The organism is Dietzia cinnamea NBRC 102147 (genome assembly GCF_001571065.1).
GTDB classification, from domain to species: domain Bacteria; phylum Actinomycetota; class Actinomycetes; order Mycobacteriales; family Mycobacteriaceae; genus Dietzia; species Dietzia cinnamea.
Genome location: NZ_BCSW01000007.1, coordinates 92,934 through 107,009 on the forward strand (window position 1 = coordinate 92,934; position 14,076 = coordinate 107,009).

At 73.3% G+C, this 14,076-nt stretch carries 12 protein-coding genes; 7 read left to right on the plus strand and 5 right to left on the minus strand.

The features are described 5' to 3' along the window. Positions 1–14 precede the first annotated feature (14 nt). On the minus strand, positions 15–1,124 hold the full coding sequence (locus tag DCI01S_RS04650) for a glycosyltransferase family protein (RefSeq protein WP_244881649.1): 1,110 nt from the start codon (positions 1,122–1,124) through the stop codon (positions 15–17). Positions 1,125–1,183: 59 nt separating this feature from the next. Between DCI01S_RS04650 and DCI01S_RS04655 the strand changes: the two genes are divergently transcribed. The 6 genes from DCI01S_RS04655 (at position 1,184) to DCI01S_RS04680 (ending at position 7,641) form a co-directional block, all read left to right on the plus strand. Next, positions 1,184–2,059, plus strand: coding sequence for a WcbI family polysaccharide biosynthesis putative acetyltransferase (locus tag DCI01S_RS04655; RefSeq protein WP_061228164.1), 876 nt, complete (start codon positions 1,184–1,186; stop codon positions 2,057–2,059). Then, on the plus strand, positions 2,056–3,114 hold the full coding sequence (locus DCI01S_RS04660) for a glycosyltransferase family protein (RefSeq protein ID WP_061228165.1): 1,059 nt from the start codon (positions 2,056–2,058) through the stop codon (positions 3,112–3,114). The genes DCI01S_RS04655 and DCI01S_RS04660 overlap by 4 nt, the downstream gene beginning before the upstream one ends. After that, a complete protein-coding gene (locus DCI01S_RS04665; protein ID WP_244881650.1) occupies positions 3,111–4,463 on the plus strand; it encodes a glycosyltransferase in 1,353 nt (450 codons plus the stop codon). The genes DCI01S_RS04660 and DCI01S_RS04665 overlap by 4 nt, the downstream gene beginning before the upstream one ends. A 129-nt stretch (positions 4,464–4,592) precedes the next feature. Further along, positions 4,593–5,708: a glycosyltransferase gene (locus tag DCI01S_RS04670; protein ID WP_061228167.1), complete on the plus strand. Its 1,116-nt coding sequence runs from the start codon at positions 4,593–4,595 to the stop codon at positions 5,706–5,708. Beyond that, the gene (locus DCI01S_RS04675; protein WP_061228168.1) at positions 5,705–6,796 is read left to right on the plus strand and encodes a glycosyltransferase; all 1,092 of its coding nucleotides are present in this window, start codon (positions 5,705–5,707) and stop codon (positions 6,794–6,796) included. Before DCI01S_RS04670 ends, DCI01S_RS04675 begins: the two co-directional genes overlap by 4 nt. Continuing rightward, complete coding sequence (locus tag DCI01S_RS04680) at positions 6,793–7,641, plus strand: glycosyltransferase family 2 protein (protein WP_061228169.1); 849 nt, start codon at positions 6,793–6,795, stop codon at positions 7,639–7,641. The genes DCI01S_RS04675 and DCI01S_RS04680 overlap by 4 nt, the downstream gene beginning before the upstream one ends. 126 nt (positions 7,642–7,767) lie before the next feature. Here the strand turns inward: DCI01S_RS04680 and DCI01S_RS04685 are convergent, their stop codons facing one another. The 4 genes from DCI01S_RS04685 to DCI01S_RS04700 form a co-directional block, all read right to left on the minus strand. Then, positions 7,768–8,559 carry an ABC transporter ATP-binding protein gene (locus tag DCI01S_RS04685; RefSeq protein ID WP_007631559.1) on the minus strand — a complete coding sequence of 264 codons (792 nt, stop codon included), beginning with the start codon at positions 8,557–8,559 and terminating at the stop codon, positions 7,768–7,770. Between the two features lie 2 nt (positions 8,560–8,561). After that, positions 8,562–9,569 (minus strand): ABC transporter permease, encoded by a 1,008-nt coding sequence (locus tag DCI01S_RS04690; protein WP_061228170.1) that lies wholly within the window; start codon positions 9,567–9,569, stop codon positions 8,562–8,564. Then, positions 9,566–10,546 carry an ABC transporter substrate-binding protein gene (locus DCI01S_RS04695; RefSeq protein WP_061228171.1) on the minus strand — a complete coding sequence of 327 codons (981 nt, stop codon included), beginning with the start codon at positions 10,544–10,546 and terminating at the stop codon, positions 9,566–9,568. Before DCI01S_RS04695 ends, DCI01S_RS04690 begins: the two co-directional genes overlap by 4 nt. A gap of 116 nt (positions 10,547–10,662) precedes the next feature. Beyond that, on the minus strand, positions 10,663–11,466 hold the full coding sequence (locus DCI01S_RS04700) for a siderophore-interacting protein (RefSeq protein ID WP_174521521.1): 804 nt from the start codon (positions 11,464–11,466) through the stop codon (positions 10,663–10,665). 183 nt (positions 11,467–11,649) lie between these two features. Here DCI01S_RS04700 and DCI01S_RS04705 point away from each other — a divergent pair, with 183 nt between their 5' ends. Then, positions 11,650–14,076 (plus strand): MMPL family transporter, encoded by a 2,427-nt coding sequence (locus DCI01S_RS04705; protein ID WP_082767642.1) that lies wholly within the window; start codon positions 11,650–11,652, stop codon positions 14,074–14,076.

The following is a 14,076-nucleotide window of genomic DNA, read 5'->3' on the forward strand; positions in this document are numbered from 1 at the left end:
CGCGCGGCGAGTGGTCACAAACGACGATGCCTGGCGTCAGCGTCCTGGGTGAGGTCCAGCGCTGCGCGGTAGATCGCTGCGTGGGTGGCCGCGACGGCGGCGTCCTCGGCGTCGGGCGCCCGCTCGGGGACGGGCGGGCCTCCGAGCGCGGTGCCCAGTGACTCCCGGAGTTCGGCGGCGTCGGGTGAGGCGGGGTCGTACGAGGCGACGGCGTGCCCCCACTGCTCGACCAGGCATCCGATGCGGGGGACGACGGGCGGCAGGCCCAGGTCGCGGCAGAGCTCCAGCCACCCCGAATGCGTCCCGTGCCGGTGCGGGAGCACCAGGGCGTCGAACCCGGCGAGCGCGGCGCACAGCTCGGACTCCGGCAGGTGGCCGTGCGGCCGCACCTCCACCTCGGGGCGGGCCGCGAGGCGGTCCAGCGCCAGCGCGACCCGGTGCCGGGGGTGGTCGGACTCACGGGCCGCGGCGAGGGCGTCGGCGCGGATCATCACGACCAGCCGGGTGTCCTGCGGCAGCGCCTCGGCCAGCGCGGGCAGCAGTTCCTCGGCCGCGACGCCCGCCCGCAGGGTGCCGAGCACTACCCCCACGGTGCGGCGGGACCGCCCGCCGACCCGCTCCCGGCGCAGCGGCTCGGTGACCCCGGCCGGTACGAGGCGTGGATGCGGGATGACCCGGGCGTCGACGCCCCACCGCTCCCGGATCTTCGCGGCGGCGCCGGCGGTCAGAGTGAGGACTGCGGAGGCCCCGCGGACGAGATGACCGGTGCGCTCGAGATGCGCGGCGGGGTCCGGTTCGTGGGGGTTGGTCAGGTCGTGGACGGTCACCACCAGCGGCATCGCCCGGGCCCGGAGAGCCGAGACGAACCCCGCGACCTGATCGGGCGTGCGGTGCTCGTACCCGAAGTGCAAGTGCACCAGGTCGGCGCCGTCGAGGACCTCGGGCCGCTCGGCCGCCTCCAGCGCGGGATGCGGCCACCACCGGGAGGGTTCGGCAGGGTCGAGCACCGGGTCGTCGAGCGCGACGACGTCGGCGGCGCCTCCGAGGGAGTGGCGGACGTAGTCGTGCCCGGCGGGCACGGAGCGGACCCGCATCGTCGGGGCGGGGGAGGCGCCAGAGTTCACCTCGTCACCGTGCCATGCGTCCCCGGCGCCGTGACCCGGGGCCTACTACTGTCGACGCGGTGAGCACCCCCGACCGGCCGACCGTCATGGTGATCGGCAACTGCCAGGCCGACGTCTACCGCGACCTGCTGCGCTCCTCGGACGAGGTCCGGGTCGTGGACGTGCGGCCGGTGTACGAGATGACGGCCGCCGACCTGCCCGGCCTGCATGCCGATCTCGCGCGCACGGACGTGCTGATCGTCCAGCCCGTCCGCGACGACTACCGCGACCTGCCGCTCGGGCACCGCCAGCTCGCTGCGCATCTGCCGCCCTCGGCGACGGTCGTCCTCGTCCCCGTCCTGCGCTACGCCGGCCTGCATCCGTACCAGGTGCTGGTCCGGCCGCCTCGCGACCGGTCGCTGACCCCGCCCCTCGCGCCGTACCACGACCTGCGCACGATCCTCGCCGCCGCGACCGGCGACCGCGGCGTGCTCGAGGCCGTGCCGACCGCCGAGCAGGCCCGGACCGCCGGCCGCGAGTCGGTCGAGGCGCTGCGGGTCCGCGAGCAGGCGCACGGCACGCTGACCGCCTCCGACCTGCTCGACGTATTCCCGCGCTGGCACACGATCAACCACCCCGACCGGCACACGCTGGCCACGGTGTTCGAGCGCATCCTCGAGCGGCTGCCCGCGGGGGTGCTCACCGACCCGCCGCGGATAGGTGACCGCGAGCCCCTCGGCTCCACACGCGCACCCGTGGAGCCTGCCGCGGCCCGCGCACTCGGCGTGACCGGATTCGATGGGACCGCCTCGGGCGACTGGCTCGTCGACGGCGTGCCGGTGCGCACTCGGGAGATCATCGACGCGCATCTGGCCTGGTATACGGCCACGCCGGGCGTGGTCGAGGAGGGCCTGCGCCGCCACGCCGACCGCATCGACCTGCTGGGGCTGCGATGACGGCCCCGGGCTCCGCCGCTCCGAGCCCCGGCGCCGCGGATCCCGCCCCGGACCCCGGAGCCCCGCTGACCATCGCCCTCGGCCCGCCCGAGCACGGGGTGACCCGCTTCGCCGTGGACAGCGCGCGCGCCGCGGGCACGCCGGTCCTCGAGGTCCGGGAGGTGGCCGCGGTGCCCGCCGCGCTGGCGGGGCGGGGGCGCGGACCAGTGCACCTGCACATCACCGACCCGCTGTTCGGCCGCACGCCCGACGAGGCCGCTGCGGCTGTGGAGGCACTCGCCGCGGACCGGCCCGTCAGCGTGACCCTCCACGACGTGCCCCAGCTCGCGGAGGGTGCCGAGCGGTGCCGCCGCCGCACCCGGGCCTACCAGTGCATCGCGCGGGCCGCCGGGCTGGTCGTGGTGAGTTCCGAGCACGAGCGGCGCCTCTGCGCGGACGCCGGCATCGCCGTCGACGCCGTCATCCCGCTGCCGGTCCCGGCCCTCGGGCCGCCCGCCGACCTCAGCCCTGACGCGCGGTCGGTCGGGGTGTTCGGGTTCCTGCACCCGGGCAAGGCCGTCGACATGGTCGCCGAGGCCGTCGCCGCCCTGGCCGCTGGGGGTGACGCCGACATAACTCTACGGCTGTTGGGCGCCCCCGCTGACGGGCACGACGACTACGTCGACGCCGCGCTGCAGACCGTCCGCGCCGCCGGTGGGCGCGCCGAGGTGACGGGACGGGTCGACGACGAGGACCTCGCCCGCGTGCTCGGCGAGGTGACGGTGCCCGTCGCCCTGTTCCGCAACGTGTCGGCGTCCGGGTCGCTCGGCACGTGGGCCGCGGCCGGCCGGCGCCCCCTGGTCTGGGACTCGGACTACATCCGCGAGATGGAACACGACCGCCCCGGCTCCCTGCTCATCACTGACGGCACCGACCTCGCCGGCGACCTCCGGCGACTGCTCGGCGATCCCTCGCCCACACGCATCCCGCCCCCGCCGCCGGGGATCGAGGAACTCGGACGCGCGTACCGCGCGGCGTGGGCGCAGTGGCCGACGGGACCCGGGGGGCTCGCATGACACGGAGCGTCCCCGTGCGCGGCGGCATCGACGTGGTCATCCCGTACTACCGCGACCAGCGCATGCTCGACCGGATCCTCGCCGCCCTCCGCGGCCAGACCGGACTCGACCACCGGGGCACGCTGCGGGTGATCGTCGCCGACGACGGCTCGCCCACCCCGCCGACGGTCCCGCCCGACGTCACCGTCGTGCGGCAGGACGATCGCGGTTTCCGTGCCTCCGCCGCACGCCACCTGGGTGCGGAGGCCGGCGACGGTGAGCTCCTGCTCTTCCTCGACGGGGACACGGTCCCCGGGCCCGGTTACGTCGCCGCGATGTGCGAGGCGCTGGAGGGCCGACCCGATCTGCTGGTGGTGGGGCGGCGTCGGTACGGGCGCTTTCCGCACCCCACAGAAGAAGTGGAGCCCGCCGAGATCCTCCCGGACCCCGAGTGGCCGGCCGCCTACTACGCCGAGACCGCGAACCTCACCCGGGGCGAGGACCTGTGGCGCGGCGTGCTGTCCGCCGTGTGCGGCCTGCACCGCCGCCTCTACGACCTGGCCGGCGGTTTCGATCCAGACATCGTCGGCTACGGCGGCGAGGACTGGGACCTCGCCTGGCGCTGCCAGCAGGCCGGCGGCCACCTGCTGTACGTCCCCGACGCCGTGGCCTGGCACGACGGCCTCGACTGGTCCGGCCGCGCCGACACGGCCGAGCGACCCGGGGACGACCGCGCCGACGCCGGCCGCCGCCACGACGGCTCAGCCCACCTCACCCAGAAGAACGCCGAGACCGCTCGCCTGGCCCCGCTCATCGCGTCGACGCTCACCCGACCGGCCGGCGGGATCTACGCGCTGCCCTCGATCGCCGTCCACGTCCACGCCGCCGATCCGGCGTTCGGCGGGACCGGCACGGCCGCCGCCACCTGCGCATCCCTGCTCACCTGGGGTGATGTCGCGGTGACCGTCGACCCCGCCACATCCGACGCCGCCGTGATCGCCGAACTCTTCGCCGACGACCCACGCGTGGACCTCCGCCCGCGCAGCCCGTGGTGGCTCCCCGGGACGCCGGGGGCGGGTCCTCGTCGTCGTCCCCCCGTCCTCGTCGACATCCACCGTCCCTGCGCGCTCGGGGCGCTCGACGCGCGGCGGCTGCGCGCCCTGTGCCCGCCCGAGGGGAGCGTGACCCTGGACGACGACGAGGGGCGCACCCTCGCGGACATTCGCAGTTCCCGGGCCCTGGCGCGCGAGCAGGAGTGGGGCGAGCGTCCTCCCGTGGCGCAATCGATCGCCGCGGCGGGCGTCGGGGTCCGCAGCCTGGGAGGCGACGGCGACGGTGTGCGGCTCGAGCGGATCATCGCGGGCTGGTGACGGTCGGATGGTGCGACGGGGGTGACCCGCCGGTGCCGCAGCGGTGGCGCGGGGGCCCCCGACAGGACACTATTCAATGTTCTGGCAGCGCCCGGACCGGTCGGGTGCCACGAGAGGACGAGGGGGGCTGTGGACGACCGTAGCGAGCAGCGTCTGGACATCGCCGTGATCGGGCCGTCCCGGTTCCCCATACGGGAGCCGTACGCCGGTGGGCTCGAAGTGGTCGTGGCCAAGGAGGTCCGGGCCCTGCGCGCCCGCGGTCACCGGGTGACCCTGTACGCGGCCACCGGCAGCGACGGGCACGACCCGCGGTTCGAGTTCACCGCCATGGCCACCGCGGCCGGCCGCGGCGACAGCTACTACCCGCCCGGCGGCTACGAGGCGGACTCCCTCGAGTTCGAACGACTCATGGACCACGTCGCCGTGGCCGGCTACGACGTGGTGCTCAACCACAGTCTCAGCCACGTCCCGCTCGTACGCGCCGCCGAGATGGGCACGCCCATGATCACCACGCTGCACTGCCCGCGGCTCGAGCCCATGCAGGAGGCGTTCGACCAGCTCGGTGAGGCCACCGGCCACGTGCTCGCCGTGAGCCGATCCGTCCTCGGCACCTGGCGGGTCCCGCAGGGGGCCGACGTCCTGCCGAACGGCGTCGAGCTCGTGACCTGGCGGCCCCGGGAGACCGGGTCCGACTCGCGGCGGGGTGCGGCGCCCCGCGCGGTGTGGACCGGCCGGATCGTGCCCGAGAAGGGCCCGCACCTGGCAATCGAGGCAGCGCGGCTCGCGGGGATGCCCCTCGACCTCGCCGGCCGCGTCGGTGACGACCGGTACATGCGGCGCGTCCTCGGACCCCGGCTGAGCGAGGCCGGTGACCTCGTGCGCTACCACGGTCCGCTGGGCCGCGACGCGCTGGTGCCGCTGGTCGCGAGCGCGGCCGTCGCCCTGGTGACCCCCTGCTGGGAGGAGCCGTTCGGACTGACCGCCGTGGAGGCGCTCGCGTGCGGCACCCCGGTCGTCGCCCTGGCGCGCGGCGGCATCCGCGAGATCATGCGCGGGCAACCCGGCGTGATCCTCGTCGACCCCGGCGACGACCCGGCGTCCGCGCTGGCCGCCGGCATCCCGGCCGCGCTCACCCTCGACCGGGCCGCGACCGCCCGCGCCGCTGCCGCCGCGTTCTCCCACGACGCCCGCATCGACGCCCTCGAGGAGCGACTCCGGGCACTACTGATGGGCGTGGCGTCGTGATCGGGATCTACGCCCACCACCACGGCAGTGGGCACGTGCAGCGGGCGCTGTCGGTGGCCGCCGCGCTCGACGACGAGGTCACCATCCTCACCTCCGCCCGCGTTCGCGACGATGCTGTTCCCGATCCCGGGCGCGTCCGGGTCGTCTCGCTGCCGTTGGACGTCGGCGGGTCAGGAGACGGCGCGGGGCCGGACCCGACCGCCGGGGGGCGGTTGCACTGGGTCCCGCTGCGCCACGACGGGTTGCGCCGCCGGATGGCCGTGCTCGCCGAGTGGATCGACCGCCACGCGCCGACCGTGTTCTGGTCGGACATCTCCGTCGAGGTGACGGTCGGCGCCCGGCTCACCGGTACGCCAGTGGTCTCCACCGTGCTGCCGGGCCGCCGCGACGACGCCCCGCACCTGCTCGCCCACGGGGTCTGCTCGGCGTTGGTCGCCGGGTGGCCCCGCGCGGCCGGCGCACCCGTGCCCGCCGGGGCCACGCGTCCGCTCGTGCCCGTCGGCGGCGTCTCACGGTTCGCCGGTCGGGACCCGGGCGCCGGTCCGCGTCCGGGCGAGCGCCACGGGGAGCGGCCCCGCGTACTGCACCTGCGCGGTTCCGGCGGAGGCGGCCACGATCGACGGTGGGACGCCGTGCGCGACGAGCTCGGTGAGGTCGACTGGATCTCCCTCGGCGGTCCCGGCGGCCGCTGGGTGGCCGACCCGTGGGACGAGCTGTGCCGCGCCGACGTGGTGATCAGCGCGGCCGGGCAGAGCTCGATCGCCGACCTCGCCGCCGCCGACGCGCACGTCGTCGTGGCACCGGAGGAACGGCCCTTCGGCGAGCAGGACGCCACCGCCGCGACCCTCGCCCGGCTGGGCCTGGCCGAGGTCGTGCGCCGCGATGACCCGGTCGACCAGCTGGTGGGAGCCGTCCGGCGCACCCTCGAGGTCGCCCGCTCCTCGTCGGGCGCGGGGTCCGGGCTGCGCGAGACGTGGGAGGTCGACGGCGCCGCCGAGCGGCTGGCCGGCGTCCTCGAGGCGGTGGCCGAGGGGCGGGAAAACGGAGTCGAGCGGCCCGCGGAGCCGACGGTCGGAGCGGCGCGATGACCACCGCGGCGTCGATCGCCGTGGTGACGGTCTGCACGCCGGGCCGCGCCGAACACCTGAGGTCCCAACGCCGCGCGATGGCCGCGCACCTGCCCGGTGCCCGGCACGTGGTGGTGTTGCCCGACAGGCCCGGCGGTCGGGATCTGGCCGCCGAGCTCTCCGCCGAGGGCGTCGAGATCGTGGAGTTGCCCGCCGGCCCCGACCTGCCGATCGCCCGCAGCCGCAACCTCGGTGGCGACCGGGCGGCCGAACTGGGAGCCGACCTGATCGTCTTCCTCGACGTGGACTGCATGCCCGGCCCCGAGCTGGGTCGGCGGTACTCCGAGATCCCCGACGGCGCCGTGGGACTCGGGCCGGTGACCTACCTTCCGGAGTCCGCCGGAGCGCCCGATCCGGCCGACCTGCCCGCGTTCACCAACCCGCACCCGGCCCGACCGTTCCCCTCCCGCGGCACGCGGCGACTGGAGCCCGACGAGTTCGGGATGTTCTGGTCGCTGTCGTTCGCCGTGCGGCCGGGCCTCTGGCTCCGGTTGCGCGCGGACTTCGGTGGGTTCGACGAGGCCTTCACCGGGTACGGCGCCGAGGACACGGACTTCGGCCGCAGGCTGCTCCACCGGCGCGTGCCGGTGATCCTGGTGGCCGGCGCGCACGCGTACCACCGGTGGCACCCGGTGGCTGATCCGCCGGTCGACCACCTGACCGACCTGCTGCGCAACGGCGCGCACTACGCCGCGCGGTGGGGGAGCTGGCCCGCGCCGGGCTGGTTCGAGAAATTCGAGCAGATGGGCCTGGTGCGCAGAGTCGGCGACGGCTGGGAGGCCGTGCCCGGCGCGACCGGTGACTGAGCGGCGCGGGCGCGGGGCAGCGCGACGAGAAGAGCGTCCCGCACACGATTCCCGAGTGGGGGTGTGCGGAACGCTCTTGTCGATGGAGTGGGCCGGCGCGTGGCGTCGGCGTTCCACGCGGGTGGCTCAGCCGAGGAAGGCCTGATCCGACAGGGTCGCGCCCTTGATGTTGGTGAACTCGCGCAGCAGGTCCTGCACCGTGAGCTTGGATTTGGTCGCGTCATCGGCCTCGTACACGATCCGGCCCTCGTGCATCATGATGAGCCGGTTGCCCAGGCGGATGGCCTGCTCCATGTTGTGCGTGACCATGAGCGTGGTGAGGCCGCCCTCGCGGACGATGCGCTCGGTGATCGACGTGACCAGCTCCGCGCGCTGCGGGTCGAGGGCCGCGGTGTGCTCGTCGAGCAGCATGATGCGCGGCTGCGTGAAGCCCGCCATGAGCAGCGACAGTGCCTGCCGCTGACCGCCCGACAGCAGCCCCACCTTGGCGGTGAGACGGTCCTCGAGGCCCAGTTCGAGCATGGCGAGCTGCTCGCCGAACCGCCCGCGCCGCTTCTTGCTCAGCCCACGCCCGAGACCGCGACGCTGACCGCGGAGCAGCGCCAGCGACAGGTTCTCCTCGATGGTGAGGTTCGGGGCGGTCCCGGCGAGCGGGTCCTGGAACACGCGGCCGATGTACTTGGCGCGCTTGTGGTCGGGCAGACGGTTGACGCGCACGCCGTCGATGTCGATCGCACCGGTGTCCACCGGCAGCTTGCCGGACACGGCGTTGAGCAGGGTCGACTTCCCCGCGCCGTTGGAGCCGATCACGGTGACGAAGTCGCCCTCGCCGAGCGTCAGTGTGAGGTCGTTGAGCGCCCGGCGCTCGTTCGCGGTGCCCGGGAAGAAGGTCTTGGACACTCCGGTGACGGACAGCATCGTCAGACCTCCTTGGTGCCGGGGGCGGTAGAGCCGGGGGCGGCGGACCCGGTGGCGGCCGCGTCGGCGGACGTGCCGGGGCCCGGATCGACCGCGGCACCGACCCCGGCCACGGCCCGCTCGTTGGCCGCGACCGGGGTGGTCGGCTTGCGCCCGAACCGGCCACCCACGGACTTCCAGCGAGGCAGCAGCAGCGCGATGACCACGAGCAGGGCGGTGATGGCCTTCATGTCATTGGGGTTCAGGCCCACCTCGAGCGCCGCGAAGATGATGAGGCGGTAGAGGATCGCACCCACGACTACGGCGAACACGGCCAGCCACAGGCGACGCTGGCCGAGGATCGCCTGACCCAGGATGACCGACGCCAGGCCGACGAGGATGAGGCCGATGCCCATCGAGATATCGGCGAAGCCCGAGTACTGCGCGATGAGCGCGCCGCACATGCCCACGAACCCGTTGGACAGGGCCAGCGTGAGGGTCTTGGTGAAGTCGGTGGAGACGCCGAAGGAGGCGATCATCGGGCCGTTGTCACCGGTCGCCCGGATGGACAGGCCGAGGTCGGTGGTGAGGAACCACAACACGACCAGGCCGAGCAGGATGACGGCCACCGCGAGGACGGCGACGCCGCCCCAGGTGCCGAGGATGCCGGCCTCACGCAGCGGCGTGAACGCCGTGTCCTGCCGCAGCAGCGGGACGTTGGCCCCGTCCATGATCCGCAGGTTGACGGACCACAGGGCGATCATGGTGAGGATGCCGGCGAGTAGTCCGTCGATCCGACCCTTGGTGTGCAGCAGGCCGGTGACCGTGCCGGCCAGGAACCCGGTGCCGAAGCCCGCGAGGGTCGCGAGCACCGGGTTCCAGCCGGCGAGGAGCCCCATCGCCGCGGTGGCGGCGCCGGTGGTGAAACTGCCGTCGACGGTGAGGTCGGGGAAGTTGAGGACGCGGAAGGTCAGGAAGACCCCCAACGCCATGACCCCGTAGATGAGGCCTACCTCGACGGCCCCGATCACTTGCGATCAGCCTCGGCGAGGATGTCCTCGGGGATGGTCACGCCCTGACGCTCGGCCGCGGCCTCGTTGACCACGTAGGTGAACTCGGTCGCGGTCTCGACCGGCATCGTGGCCGGGTCCTCGCCGTCGCGCAGGATGCGCAGCGCCATCTCACCGGTCTGGCGGCCCAGCTCGGTGTAGTCGATGCCCAGGGTGGCGACGGCGCCGCCCTCGACGGTGCCCTCCTCCGCGGCGATCACCGGGATCTGCTTGTCCTCGGCGACCTGGACGAGCGAGGCGATGCCGGCCACGACCATGTTGTCGGTCGGCACGTAGATCGCGTCGACGTCACCGAGCGCCTCGACGGCCTGCTGGATCTCGTTGACGGTGGTGACGGTCTGGGTGACGATCTCCAGCCCCAGCGGACCGGCGGCCTCCTCGGCCTGGTCCACCTGGACCTGCGAGTTGACCTCGCCGGAGGCGTACACGACGCCGACACGCTCGGCGTCCGGGACGAGCTGCTTGAGCAGCTCGAGCTGCTCTTCGATGGGAGCGGCGTCCGAGGTGCCGGTGACGTTGGAGCCCGGCTCCTCCATCGAGTCGACCAGCTCGGCCGAGACCGGGTCGGTGACCGCGGTGAACAGCAGCGGGATGTTGATGATGTTCTGGGCCATCGCCTGCGCGGCCGGAGTGGCCACCGCGAGGGTGAGGTCCAGGTCGTCGGCGGCGAACTGCTGGGCGATGGTCAGCGCGGTGGCCTGCTCGCCGTTGGCGTTCTGCTCGTCGAACTCGACCTCGACGCCGGCCTCGGAGAATGCCTCCTTGAACCCGGCCGTGGCCGAGTCCAGAGCCGGGTGCTGGACGAGCTGGTTGATGCCGATGCGGTAGGACTCGCCACCATCGCCGGAGGCGTCGTCACCGCCGCCCGAGCAACCTGCGAGGACGAGAGCCGAGGTGGCGACCAGTCCGGTGAACAGCTTCGCGCGTGTGAATGCCATGTGCCATGCCTTGTCTGTGCCGTCTGGGCCTCCCGGGTGGGTACGCGAGGGGCCGGATGCGTGAACGGTGCTGGCACATGAGGGTACCGGGTCGCCCCGACACGATGAGCCCGGACTCACCTGACGGGCTGCGGGCCCTCCTCCGACTCGGCCAGTTCGCGCTTCCAGGTGCGGAAGCCCTCCTCGGTCCGGCCGCGCCGCCAGTAACCGGAGATCGACGCCCGGGCGGCGGGCACGCCGCGCTCGCGTCGCAGGTACGGCCGCAGGTGCTTCATGACCGTCTCGGCCTCGCCGTGGACGAAGACCTGCACGTCGCCGCCCGGCCACGGCAGGTCACGCACCGCGCCGACCAGCGGAGCGTCGCCGTCGATCAGCCCCGGGCCGGCGTCCGTCGAGGGGGTCCCGCGGTGGATCCAGGTGACCTCCACACCCGCCGGCGCGACGAGGTCGACCTCGTCGTCGTCGCCCCCGACCTCCAGGAACACCGCGCCCACGGCGTCCTCCGGCAGCGACTCCAACGCCGCGGCGACGGCCGGCACCGCCGTCTCGTCCCCGGCCAACAGGTGGAAGTCGGCCTCCGGGTCCGGACGGTAGCCGCCGCCCGGGCCGCGCAGCGCGACCTGCGTGCCCGGGGTGACCGAGCACGCCCACGGGCCGGCCACTCCGGCGTCACCATGAACGACGAAATCGATCCAGACCTCCCGCGCGACCGGGTCGCATCGCCGCACGGTGTACGTCCGCACGACCGTCTCGCCGGCGTGGGGAAGCTCGATCTTGACGTAGCTGTCCGTGTCCGCGCGGGCGGCGAACGAATCGAAGCCCTCGCCACCCAGGATCACCCGGACCAGGTGGGCGGTCACCGTCTCGGTGCGCAACACCGTCAGGACGATCGGGGCGGGGGGCTGGCGATCGCGGGCCACTCGTACTCCTTCGGCAGGGGGTTAGGTAACCCTATCCTCCCGGAGAGTCGCCCCCCGCGGCCGGGGACGACCGCGCGGGGTGTCGTCCGCCACACAACCTTGCACAGACTGTGCAATCGTGCAGAGTCCGTGCAAAACTGCGAGGGTTCGCGAGTTGCACCCACGCCCCGAGGAGCCAAGCGCATGGCGTCATTTCTCTACCGCATCGGCCGGTCGGCCTACCTGCACAGGTGGCGGTTCATCGTCGCGTGGCTGCTCATCATCGCGGGCATGGGCACGGCCGCCGCCACCCTGTCGCAGCAGACCACCAGCAGCTTCGAGATCCCCGGCCTCGAGTCGATCGAGACGCAGGAGGCGATCCAGGAGCGGTTCCCGGGTTCGCCCAGCCAGCTCGACGCGCCGACGGGCACCGTCGTCATCCGGGCACCCGAGGGCAGCACCCTCACCGATCCGGCCGTCGCGGAGGACGTCGACGCCTTCCTCGCCGAGGTGCGGGAACTGGACTTCCTCACCGGCACCGAGGCGATCGTCAGCCCGGTGATGGCCGCCGAGGGCATGCGTCAGCAGATGACCGAGGCCAAGGCCGCGCAGGGCATCCCGCAGGAGCAGATCGACGCCGACCTCGCCGCGCTCAGCCCGCTGAGCGAGGACGGGACGACCGGCACGCTCCAGGTGCAGTTCGACGCCGAGACCACGATGAACGTCGAGGCCGAGGACCGCGAGGCCTTCGCCGACCTCGTCGCGGAGCATCAGGACGGCCTGACGATCGCCTACTCGGGTAACGCGTTCCAGACCTCCGAGATCAGCGCGACCGGCGAGATCATCGGTATCGCCGTGGCCGCCGTCATCCTCACCATCACGTTCGGCTCGCTCATCGCGGCGGGCCTGCCCCTGCTCGTCGGCGTGGTGGGTGTGGGCATCGGCATCGCCGGCATCTTCGCCGCCACCTCCTTCACGGACACGATCAGCAACTTCACGCCGACCCTGGCGTCGATGATCGGCCTCGCCGTGGGCATCGACTACGCCCTGTTCATCGTCTCGCGCTTCCGCACCGAGCTCGTCAAACACATCGGCGGCAACGACCTCGAGCCCAGGGAGCTGGCGCAGCAACTCAAGACCATCCCGTTCCGCGAGCGCGCCCACCTCGCCGGGCTCGCGGTGGGCAAGGCCGGTTCCGCCGTGGTGTTCGCCGGCCTGACCGTGCTCATCGCGCTCGCCGCGCTGTCGATCATCAACATCCCGTTCCTCACGGCGATGGCGCTGTCCGCCGCCGCGACCGTCGCGATCGCCGTCTTCGTCGCGATCACCCTGCTGCCGGCCGTCCTCGGCGCCGTCGGCACCAAGGTCTTCGGCGCCCGCGTCCCGGTCGTCAAGGCGCCGGACCCGGAGGACGAGAAGCCGACGATGGGCCTGACCTGGGTCCGCCGCGTTCGCAAGCACCCGATCCTGCACGCCGTGGTCGCCGTGGTGCTCCTGGGCCTGCTCGCGATCCCGGCCGCGCAGCTGCGGCTCGCCATGCCGTCCGACGGCACGATGTCGCCCGGCACCCCCAACCGCACCGCGTACGACCTCACGGCCGAGGCGTTCGGCCCCGGCCGCAACGCGCCGATGATCGCCCTCGTCGACACCCTCGAGGTCCCGGCGGAGGAGCGTCCGGCCGCGTGGGCCACCGCGGTCGAGGACATCCAGGCGGTGGACGGCGTCCGCAACGCGCAGATCATCGAGTCCAACGAGGCCGGCGACGCCGCTCAGGTGCTCATCACGCCCGAGTACGGGGCGACAGACGAGCAGGCCGCCACGGTGCTGGACAGCATCCGCGCGGGCATCGGCGAGTTCGAGGAGCAGACCGGCGGCACCTACTCCGTCACCGGCGTCACCCCGATCTACGAGGACATCTCCGAGCGACTGTCCGAGGTGCTCCTGCCGTACGTCGGCATCGTCCTGGCGCTGGCGTTCATCCTGCTCATGCTGGTGTTCCGCTCCATCTGGGTGCCGCTCATCGCGGCGCTGGGCTTCGGCCTGTCGGTGGCCGCCACCTTCGGCCTCACCGTCGCGCTGTGGCAGGAGGGCTGGGGCGGCATCGTCTCCGACCCGCAGCCGATCATCAGCTTCCTGCCGATCATCCTCATCGGCATCGTGTTCGGCCTCGCGATGGACTACCAGGTCTTCCTCGTCACCCGCATGCGCGAGGGCTGGGTCCACGGCAAGACCGCGCAGAACGCCGTGTCCAACGGCTTCAAGCACGGTGCGCGCGTGGTCACCGCGGCCGCGCTCATCATGACCAGCGTGTTCGCCGCGTTCATGACGATCGACGAGCAGTTCATCAAGGTGATGGGCTTCGCGCTGGCCGTGGCCGTGCTGTTCGACGCCTTCGTCGTCCGAATGACGATCATCCCCGCGGTGATGTTCCTGCTCGGGGAGAACGCGTGGAAGATCCCGCGCTGGCTCGACCGGATCCTGCCCTCGGTGGACGTCGAGGGGTCGGCTTTGGAGGACGTCGGCGCGGACGGTCCCCGCGGAGCCGGGGACCGCGCGGGATCCGGTGACGACGACGAGGTGGTCCACGCCGACGCGGTGGCCGCGGGCCGGTCCACGAGGTCCGATGCCTAG

Bases quoted from the DNA above. Each gene is read 5' to 3' on its own strand.
- DCI01S_RS04660 (WP_061228165.1), top strand. From the start codon at position 2,056: ATGACGGCCCCGGGCTCCGCCGCTCCGAGCCCCGGCGCCGCGGATCCC.
- DCI01S_RS04665 (WP_244881650.1), top strand. From the start codon at position 3,111: ATGACACGGAGCGTCCCCGTGCGCGGCGGCATCGACGTGGTCATCCCG.
- DCI01S_RS04680 (WP_061228169.1), top strand. From the start codon at position 6,793: ATGACCACCGCGGCGTCGATCGCCGTGGTGACGGTCTGCACGCCGGGC.
- DCI01S_RS04685 (WP_007631559.1), bottom strand. From the start codon at position 8,559: ATGCTGTCCGTCACCGGAGTGTCCAAGACCTTCTTCCCGGGCACCGCG.
- DCI01S_RS04695 (WP_061228171.1), bottom strand. From the start codon at position 10,546: ATGGCATTCACACGCGCGAAGCTGTTCACCGGACTGGTCGCCACCTCG.
- DCI01S_RS04705 (WP_082767642.1), top strand. From the start codon at position 11,650: ATGGCGTCATTTCTCTACCGCATCGGCCGGTCGGCCTACCTGCACAGG.